Genomic DNA, 1125 nt, shown 5'->3' with positions numbered 1-1125 from the left:
TTTATCTGATGAATCCGGCTTAGTCTCTGCGTTTGCAGTGCTCTCCTGAGTCTTATAGTGCTAACTGAAGACCAAGGTATACGCCGCTTTCAAGGGTTTCATTCTTGCCATCTAATTCGCTGCCAACATTCATATAGCGGAAGCCGAATGCGATATCGGCATTTTCAATAATTCGGTAATTGACTTGGGTTCTAAAACGACTGAACTCGTCAGAGTCTCCAAAAGATAGTACCTTGGGCGCATAATGTAGATCTGTTTCAAATGATAAGCCAGGTGCGCTTGGTAGGTTTAGCCTTAGTGAACCGCCAATTCCAACAGCAGTACCTTTGAAATCCTCGATTTTAAAAAAGTTACTTTCAAATCCAATAGCAACTGTTGCTGGCATATTACCGATAACGGTTTGTCCTTTTGCATGTAGGTCAACGTTTAGAATATTGGTTGTGTAATCGTCATCTTTATAGAAGTACCCCATGCCAAACCTTGCCTTAGACCGGCTATTATCTTTAGTATAGTTTCCGTGAACCGCGTCATTGCTGAGTCTGAGATCAATCTCATCAGCATGGGCTGTGGGTGTAGATAGTACAAGTGTATATCCGATCAACCCGATAAATGATAATAAGCCAGGGTTTAACTTTCCTTTTTTAAAGCATTGCATTGGTTTTCAAGTTCCTTGTTAGTCAATTCTTTACTTGGTAATTAAGTTCTTAACACCGAAAGTTTCTAAGGTGAGTTTTAAAGTCTAATTCTTAGGCTTGTCTTAAGGATCACATCTGGTACGGATCGTGGCCTAATGTCTTCAGCAATCATCAGATTTATTGATATATCCTGACTGAAACGGTGTGCGCTTTCAAAGGATATTTGCAGCGGTACCCAGCCAAGTTCACGTAGCTCTGTTTTGAACAAGGGGGAGTGAGTATCAATCTGACTTTTTAACTGCCAATTAGGACTAATTAGCCACGCGAACCCTGCGCGAAAAGAAAGGTTTACAGGATGCTGCTCAAGAATCTTAAGTTGCTCTGACTTTCCTATATAGCCAAGACCAGTACCGTACCATAAAGAAAGCTTTGTTTGTTCAAAAAAATTGCGCCTTTTGAACCACTCAGGGTTCTGCTGGGTGATGCTAAA

Annotated in this window: 2 protein-coding genes; both read right to left on the bottom strand. The window is 41.1% G+C overall.

Going from position 1 to position 1125, the window contains the following annotated elements:
• Positions 1–52: 52 nt before the first annotated feature.
• Entirely contained in the window at positions 53–655 is a 603-nt protein-coding gene (locus A3757_RS20030; protein WP_082865048.1) for a YfaZ family outer membrane protein, read from the bottom strand.
• 77 nt (positions 656–732) lie between these two features.
• Positions 733–1125 (bottom strand): DUF3187 family protein (locus tag A3757_RS20025; protein WP_156506445.1); only part of this gene is annotated, 393 nt, incomplete at its 5' end.

The sequence above is a fragment of the Oleiphilus sp. HI0117 genome (assembly GCF_001635235.1).
The sequence above is the reverse complement of the archived record's forward strand: the minus strand, read 5'-3'. Positions and strand labels throughout refer to the sequence as shown.